Below are 8,316 nucleotides of genomic sequence, written 5' to 3' on the forward strand. Positions count from 1 at the left end.
TTTTCAATGACTTTTCGGACAACCCCAATGGTTCTCAAATCAGATATTGTAATTGATGTTTATTCTAGAGGTGTTAGATCTGAAAGTTTAACTAACTTTATACGTTCGTCGTTCTTAATTTCACAGTACCCACTATCATATATCCAATGAATAACATAAATTTTTGATTCGAATATAACTTTGCTTCCTTTTACCAACTAAAAATGCCCCCTAGTATCTGAAATTGAACCGTCATCCAACATATCAGAGAAAACGTTTTATAATCAATCGGTAGTTTTTGGGAATTTAATACAATTGAAATGAAGCTGAAGAATATGTAACAAACGTCTTCTTTGCTTGAAAAAGAACAAAGCCTTAAAATAGCTGGGGTTTTCTTTTTTATTGTACTAACGAAGGAGTTTAGTGAAAGAAGAGGAGGGAGTTGTAAGATGGGTTATGCTTGGAAAACGTGTCCTTCTGAAATAAAAGATTTTATTTTTAATATTAATAAAAGTATTAAGGAAATTATAAATGACAGCTACGTTGGTTTCTATATACATGGTTCTTTAGCTATGGGCGGATTTAATCCTAAAAGCAGCGATATTGATGTTTTGGTTATTACTTATAAATCAATGGAAATCGAATATAAGAGGAATTTGGCACGGCTCTTATTAGATTATTCAAATTCTCCATATCCAATTGAAATAAGTTTTCTAAATACAAAACAACTACGGCATTGGCAACATCCATGTCCATATGATTTCCATTATAGCGAGTTCTGGAGAGAACGGTTCGAAAAAGATTTGTTAAATGGTACATATCAGTTTTTAAATGGTGATATTCATACAGATGCAGATTTAGCAGCTCACTTAACTATTACTTATCAAAGAGGCATATGTGTCGAAGGTAAACCTATAAAGGAAGTATTTCCTTTAGTTCCAAGGTCAGATTACATATCGTCTATACTAGGTGACTATCAGGATTGTTTGGAAAATATTGAAGAAGACCCAATTTTATTGTTCATTAAATTTAGTGAGAGTATTTTGGTATCTAAAAGAAAGAGTAATTTCATCCAAGCAAGAAGCAGGTAATTGGGGGCTAAAAACTTTCCCACGGGAATTAAGTATTACTATTAGTAAAGTGGTCGATTCTTATGCAAATGGAAATGGTGCTAATACTCTTGAGAAAGACGAACTTATATTATTAAGAAATTACATTTCGGATAATGTTCAAAAATTATTAAGCTAACGGGGCAGTTTAGTTGAAGAATTTATGGAATTTTTTGTCTATTATATGTTAAAATAAACTATGCCGAATATGTTAAATAAAGGTAGGTACTGATGAGTAAAAAACGTATTGTTTACTTAAGTTTATTTATATTATTGATACTAATTCTAACATTAACAAAGCCGTCATCTGATTCTTTTAACAATTGGTTATCCAACAAATATAATTTAGAATGCCAAGAAAATGAATGTATAAGAGATTCCAACAATTATAAGGTTGTTAATATAGATATAGACAATTACTTTTTATTTAACAAGATAGGAATAAAATTACAAGAGGAAGATGGAGTTTTTTTACTAATTGAAGGGTTAGGAATCTTTGGAGTATTCTCCACTTCTACATACAAAGCATTCGAAGAATGAATAGTGCGTTGATCTAAGATGGGATTAACGCAATTTTTATAGAATTTTTTGAACTAATGGTGCAGTAGAGTGAAAGAATTCAAAAATGAATTAAGGGGTAAGTCTATGAAGAAGATCATTATACCTTGTGTCCTTATAATATTAGTTGTTTTTATTTTGGTGAATTCAGATGCAGTATACTTGAAGTTACAAGAAAATAATTGGAATAATGCAGATTACTATGTTAGTGAAATAAATGCTGAAAGAGTAGAAAAGGTCAAAGTCTGTTAGAAATAACTGACCTAAATACTTATACAAAATATTCAGGAAACAATATTTATCTAACACAAGTTTATGTAGAAGACAAACTTGAGATGATTTTTTTAACCAAAGCGTTTAAAATCGGTTTCCTTGAATGGGAGTATCACACACTCCCATTTACCACTACTGAAAACATTATTGAAGAGTCGTTGGACGAATGGGTTATAAACTAAAAAGTGCGTTGATCTAAGAAGGATTAGCGCACTTTTTGTTGAAGTTATAAAACTAATGATGCAGGTTAGTTGAAGAAAAATGAAACTATGTTTGAGCAATTTTCGTAAAATAAAGTTAAGTAGAGTGAGAATATTAAATTTACGGGGATGGTTAGTTAATGGGGAAAGATGAAGAAAAAATACGAGAAACAGAATGGAAAAGAAATCCGTTAATTAATTTAGCCGATTCCGTTAACCGTTCAATGGTTGGTGATCCAAGTGCAATTGCAAAAGGTGGGTGTCTGACAAAGATTATTACCTTAGTAATTGTTATTATAGGATTGTTTGTTCTCTCTCGGTGTTCATATTAAGCTAACGAAGCAGAATAGTGTAAAAAGAAGTTGCTTCTAATAAGGTGTATTAAGAAGAGAGGCATGGATATGTTTTTCTTTAATAAAGAAGATGTTTATATAGGATTTTCAATGGAAGAATTATCTAAGGTGAGAGATATTTTAGAAAGAGAAGGCATTAAATATACCTATAAAGCTATTGATCCTTCAGGAAAATGGTTAGGACCTGGTACATCAAGAGGAAACTTCGGAAGTTTCGGAATGAACAAGAATTACGAAAAACAATATGTTGTTTCTGTTAGAAAAAAAGACGCAGGGAATGCAAAGTATTTTATTAATTGTGTTTTGCATTCATAAGGTATTTCACTAACGATGCAAGTGTTAAAATATCCACCTGTCATTACTGAGTAGTTTTTTCTTGTTGAGCTAACGAGGCAGGTTAGTGCAAAAAGAAGATAAGAATAACGGCGACAAACTTGGAAAGTAGGTGTTGACTATGGAAAATGTTAAATGGATAAATGGAAGATATAAAGAAGATAATCGTATTTTTAATTCAGAACGTCAAGCAGAAGAATGGGTAGATGCTTTATATCCAGATTTTGTTGCATATTTGTCCAATAATATTAATGTTGGATATGCTTCACCTGATGAGAAGGTTATAAAATATTTAGCAAATTACTTACCAAAATGGGTTAGTTATAATAACTTGAATAAAAGTATCCATACGGAGAAAATAACTAAAAATGGTCAAGTAATATTTAAAATTTGGACATCGCAGAAGAAATGAACAAGTCAAGATTGTGAAAAAATGTACTTAAACTAATGGGTGCTTATGTTTAATAACATTTCAAATTTTGGCGACAGTTTTATACTGTCGCTTTAATATTTCATTCATAATTAAGTTTTAAATATTGCAGTTTTATTAACAAGAGTAAAATTATTATATTTTTTCATTTGGTGCGTTATTTTACTTTTTCTCTAGATTCTTTCACTTCAGTATTAAACCCAATAGATATTTTCAGCGCATTAAGTGTTGTGGAAAATCTAAGTAATGGAGGGTTTTTGGATAAGATCACTTTTTGTCGAATATTTTATGTAACATATTGTGCAAGTGTTTGATATAATACTAATAACAATTAACAAAATGTTAATTAATAATCAGTAGCACTGAGGTGAGTAAGTATGAGTGAAGATTTGTTGAACTATGATGTGAGTAAATATCGAACTCCTGATGGATATACGAGTGATATTGCTGTCTTTACGATTATTTCAACGGAGGTAGGTCCTTATAAGCCACCAGAAAAGACGTTAAAACTTATGCTAATTAAGCGAGCGGAGAAAACAAGTGAAGGTGACCCGAATATCGAAAGAGGAAAATGGGCGTTGCCTGGTGGGTTTATTAATCCTGAGGAAAAGGCTTATGATGCAGCTGTTCGCGAATTACAAGAGGAAACGGGTGTAGATGGATTAAAAATTAAGCACTTTGGCGTTTATGACAAATTGGGACGTGACAAGCGGGGGTGGATTATTTCAAATGCTCATTATGCGATCGTTCCAGAAGATAAGCTAGTAAAGAGGAGAGCAGCAGATGATGCAGCTGAGGTAGCATTATTTTCGATGGATGAAGTGTTTAAGCTAGACCTTGCCTTTGACCATAAAGAAATTATTGATGATGCGTTATGGTTCATCAAAAAGGATATGTCTTTAACAACGCTCGCGAAAAACTTTTTACCAAAGGAATTTGTATTGTCTGAGTTGCAAGGGGTATTGCTAACGGTTATGGATGAGCCTTGGCTAAAGCTAGATGCTCAATTTTTCAGGAAGGCTCCAACGCTTCCGTTTATTGAAAAAGTCGTGAAGGATGGAGAGCCGCAAAAAACCAATCGTTGGTCGAAAAATAAAGCCCAGCTTTATCGATTTAATGATTTTGATCCATATGTATCGATCTATAATGCCAAATATTAATTTTTTTTCGTTCTTATAATTAACAGTTTGTTAATTAATAACCATTAAGGAGTGAATCAAAATGAAAGTTTTAAAAGACTGGACCTTGTTTGAAAAGCTATGGCTTGTGACGTTTACGCTTGTGAATGTGTATTTGTTTTTTGTCTGGGATGATACGATTCTTGGGTTCATTACCTCGATTTCAGGAATGCTTTGTGTGGTGTTGGTTGCGAAAGGGAAGATCAGTAATTACTATTTTGGAATTATCCAAACCGGAACCTATGCCTATATCGCTTACGGTTATGGCCTATATGGCGAGGTCATGTTAAATGCCTTGTTTTATTTTCCACTACAGTTTGTAGGACTTTATTTATGGACTAAACATAAAGCAAAACAAACTGTACAAGGGGAAGAAATTCAAGTCAGTGTTTTAACAAAAAAGGGATGGGCCATCACCTTATCTTCATTCCTTGTCATCTTTGTTCTATATGCTTACCTTCTAGAAAAAATCGGTGGCAATGTCGTCTGGATTGATTCGGCAACGACGACATTATCGGTGATTGCCCAGATTTTAATGCTCAAACGTTTTACAGAACAGTGGTTATTTTGGATTGCGGTGAATGTCCTATCCATTGCACTTTGGCTAAAGGCTTTGATGTTACAAGGAGGAAACGATGTATCCATGCTTGTTATGTGGTCGGCGTTTCTAATCAATAGTATTTACGGATATTACAACTGGTCGAAAGTTTATAAAAAGCAGAAGGGGGAAGAAATGTCATGAAAAAGGTTGGATTTTACGGTGGTAAGTTTTTACCGTTGCATCAAGGTCATGTGTACGCGATTATCAAAGCTTCCACGATGGTCGATGAATTGTATGTCGTGTTGTCTCATAGTGAAAAGAGGGACCGGGAGCTTTGTGAAAGGAGCAAGTTTCCTTATATTTCAAGTCGGATCCGGCTGCGCTGGCTTTCGCAACTGACGAAGGATATGAAGAACGTCAAGGTCATCGAAGTGGAAGATTATGATGGGGATGACGATTATGATTGGAAGGAAGGGGCCGCGAAAATAAAAGAGGCGATCGGGAAGAACATTGATGTGGTATTCGGTTCTGAAATGGGATATGACCCGATTTTTCAAGAACTCTATCCGGAGGCAACGCATGCGTTGATTGATGAAAAAAGGGAACAGGTTCCGATATCGGCAACTGAGATTCGAAGTAAGGGAGTGTTTACTTACTGGAACTACATTCCCGAGGTAGCGAAACCGTATTTTGTCAAAAAGGTCGTCATTTTGGGCACGGAAAGCTGTGGAAAATCAACGCTTACGAGAAATCTAGCACTCATGTATAACACGACGTATGTAAGTGAATATGGTAGGGAAATCTGTGAAGAGCTAGGCGGTTGTGATGGCATTATGGTAGACGAGGACTACCCCCTCATTGCATATGGTCATAAACTTAAAGAATATGAAGCTATTAAACAAGCCAATAAAATTGTCTTTGTTGACACCGAGGCTGCTGTCACTCAATTTTATTCAGAACTGTATAATCGTAAAACGCAAAAGGTCCTAGGGGAGATTGCCAAGCTCCAACAATACGATTTATGTCTATTTTTAGAGCCAGACGTCGAATGGGTGGATGATGGATTAAGGGTACATGGTGAACAACAGGTTCGCGAAGAAAATAATCAGCGCTTGAAGGGTCTATTGAATGAATATGGAATTCCGTTCGTAAGCATAAGCGGGAGCTATCAAGAAAGGTTAGAAAAAGCGATTGAGTTGATAGGGGAAAGAGTAGGGGTCACGAATTGAATTTATCTACATTCTGACGCCTGACCCTTAGTGCGGTAATGCTTTACTGTGCTGGGGGTCAGGCCCTTTTTTATGAGGAGCTATTTCTGTAATTGATATTTTTTAATTTTAAGATAGAGTGTATTTCTACTAATCTGTAAGATGTTGGCGGCTTTCGAAATATTCCAATCTACAGAATGTAATGCTTGTAAGATCGCCGTTTTTTCAGTGCTAATCAGAGAATGTGGGGAGTTTTCTCCACTATCTCCACGAGTAGGTTGACGCTCAAACTCATTTTCGAAATGTAAATGCTCACCGTTAACGATGGTATCTTCAGCAAAAAACGAGGCTTGCATAAGAACACTTTTTAGTTCCCGTACATTACCTGGCCAAGGGTAGGAAAGTAGTTTTTGCTTTGCATCATCAGATAAAGTAAGGACGGGGGTATCTAGTTTTGTAATTAAATGTTCGGCTAGTTCGATAATGTCCGTTCTATTACATAGAGGAGGAAGTGTAATAAAAATACCTCTCAACCGATAATATAAATCTTCTCTAAATCTTCCTGCTAGTATTTCCTCGCGTAAATTCTTATTTGTTGCAGCTATTACTCTTGTATCAATGACTTTAACGGAATCCCCGCCAATTCGGGTTACCGTTTTTTCTTGTAATACGCGTAGTAGGGCTGCTTGTGCCTTTAAAGACATATCTCCAATTTCATCTAAAAATATCGTTCCGCCGTCAGCAGCCTCGAATTTTCCGGGAGCTCCTTCCCGCCTTGCACCTGTAAAAGCGCCACGTTCGTAGCCAAATAATTCACTCTCAATCAAACTATCAGGGATGGCACTGCAATTAACCGCAATAAATGGTTTCATTTTCCTTCTACCCGATGTATGTAAGGATTGTGCGATTAATTCTTTTCCTGTTCCGCTTTCTCCATAAATGATAATAGGGTACTCAGACAAGGCAGCTTTTTTAACCACTTTCTTTACATTTACTATTTTTTCACAGGAACCAATAATATCTGAGATTGTATATAACTTTTTGTCCTGGGTGGATTTAGTGTTATTTCTATGTAGGGAAACAACAGAACGAAATACTTGATTCGAGTAATCGTCTAAGATGTCTACCGAATAGCCACCTTTCATATGAAACTCCTGTCCTATACAATTACTGCCTAATACTTGCATGGCGGGTTTGTTTGCACGGATAATTCTTCTTTCATGATCCAGTGTAAGTTGTGGAGTGGAGCTTAGATTTGCTGTAATTTCCACTTCTTTTAAGGCTAATTGCTTTTCTCGTTGTACATGGGCCATGAGCAAGCGGTTTTGGACAGCTTCCACAATCATACTTGCTAAAGAAACCATAGAAGGGTGAAATAACTCTTTTCTTGCACTTATATTTACTGCACCGATAAATTGACCACTTGGAGAAAAAATGGGGCTTGCCGCACATGTAAGAAAGTGGTTCTTAACATGGAAATGGTGTTCTGCGTGGGTGATAATGTTCGTTTTCTCATAAATGGCAAGTCCAATTGCATTTGTTCCTTTCACTTCCTCAGCCCAATTTGAGCCAATTGAAAAATAGTCAATGGAAGCATCAAGGTCGAGATTGCCTACTTTATGAATGATGGTCCCATTGCGGTCAGCGATTACTGTAACAATGCCACTGGAATGAATGGTAGGATAAAGCTTTTCCAAAATGGCCGTAGTATGAGTAATTAAATTCTCGTTTTCTGTAAGAACCTCCTGCAACTTCTTTCCTGTAAATTTGATATCCTGTATTGGGCCAGTGGGTGAAAGCCCCAACCCTTGACAACGTTTCCAAGAAAGATCAATGATTTTCTTTTGATTGAAAAGATCGACGGATGACATGAATATACCTATCCCCCTTAAATACTTTCCTTCCATTTTACCTGTAAAAAAATAGTATCTAGCTATTATTATACTATTATTTAACTATTTTGAAAGTAATGAACACTTGAATTGCAATTATGTATCAAAATAGGACAGATGGTGCTCAAGTTCTGAACAGCATTGTTATTTTTTATGCTTAGAAAGGCCATTTATAAATGAAGTAGAAGTTGGCACGAGTCTTGCAAGTAGATTAGTTGTCTGAAACATTATCATTTTGGTAGTGTCAAAAGTTCTATGAAAA

The 8,316-nt window shown here is 35.3% G+C and carries 10 protein-coding genes; 9 read left to right on the top strand and 1 reads right to left on the bottom strand.

Annotated elements, in window-relative coordinates; all coding sequences use genetic code 11:
• Nucleotides 1–428: 428 nt before the first annotated feature.
• The 9 genes from CKJ95_RS23050 (at nt 429) to nadR (ending at nt 6,183) form a co-directional block, all read left to right on the top strand.
• Complete coding sequence (locus CKJ95_RS23050; protein WP_257215910.1) at nt 429–1,070, top strand: nucleotidyltransferase domain-containing protein; 642 nt, start codon at nt 429–431, stop codon at nt 1,068–1,070.
• Nucleotides 1,012–1,227 (top strand): DUF4111 domain-containing protein, encoded by a 216-nt coding sequence (locus CKJ95_RS23990; protein ID WP_257215911.1) that lies wholly within the window; start codon nt 1,012–1,014, stop codon nt 1,225–1,227. The genes CKJ95_RS23050 and CKJ95_RS23990 overlap by 59 nt, the downstream gene beginning before the upstream one ends.
• Nucleotides 1,228–1,733: 506 nt before the next feature.
• Complete coding sequence (locus tag CKJ95_RS23640) at nt 1,734–1,898, top strand: hypothetical protein (protein WP_180271671.1); 165 nt, start codon at nt 1,734–1,736, stop codon at nt 1,896–1,898.
• A 361-nt stretch (nt 1,899–2,259) separates the two neighbouring features.
• On the top strand, nt 2,260–2,451 hold the full coding sequence (locus tag CKJ95_RS23060) for a DUF6366 family protein (RefSeq protein WP_099355783.1): 192 nt from the start codon (nt 2,260–2,262) through the stop codon (nt 2,449–2,451).
• Nucleotides 2,452–2,520: 69 nt separating this feature from the next.
• Entirely contained in the window at nt 2,521–2,787 is a 267-nt protein-coding gene (locus tag CKJ95_RS23065; RefSeq protein ID WP_142353974.1) for a hypothetical protein, read from the top strand.
• A gap of 139 nt (nt 2,788–2,926) precedes the next feature.
• Nucleotides 2,927–3,217 (top strand): hypothetical protein, encoded by a 291-nt coding sequence (locus CKJ95_RS23070; protein ID WP_099355785.1) that lies wholly within the window; start codon nt 2,927–2,929, stop codon nt 3,215–3,217.
• Nucleotides 3,218–3,612: 395 nt separating this feature from the next.
• Nucleotides 3,613–4,395, top strand: a complete 783-nt coding sequence (locus tag CKJ95_RS23075; protein WP_099355786.1) for an NUDIX domain-containing protein — start codon at nt 3,613–3,615, stop codon at nt 4,393–4,395.
• Nucleotides 4,396–4,456: 61 nt separating this feature from the next.
• Entirely contained in the window at nt 4,457–5,155 is a 699-nt protein-coding gene (gene pnuC, locus CKJ95_RS23080; protein WP_099355787.1) for a nicotinamide riboside transporter PnuC, read from the top strand.
• Entirely contained in the window at nt 5,152–6,183 is a 1,032-nt protein-coding gene (gene nadR, locus CKJ95_RS23085) for a multifunctional transcriptional regulator/nicotinamide-nucleotide adenylyltransferase/ribosylnicotinamide kinase NadR (protein WP_099355788.1), read from the top strand. Before pnuC ends, nadR begins: the two co-directional genes overlap by 4 nt.
• Nucleotides 6,184–6,263: 80 nt before the next feature.
• On the opposite strand, the gene CKJ95_RS23090 is transcribed toward nadR, so the two are convergent.
• Nucleotides 6,264–8,033 (bottom strand): sigma-54-dependent Fis family transcriptional regulator, encoded by a 1,770-nt coding sequence (locus CKJ95_RS23090; RefSeq protein WP_099355789.1) that lies wholly within the window; start codon nt 8,031–8,033, stop codon nt 6,264–6,266.
• Nucleotides 8,034–8,316: the final 283 nt, after the last annotated feature.

Source organism: Fredinandcohnia onubensis, from assembly GCF_002734285.1.
Lineage (GTDB): Bacteria > Bacillota > Bacilli > Bacillales > Bacillaceae_L > Ferdinandcohnia > Ferdinandcohnia onubensis_A.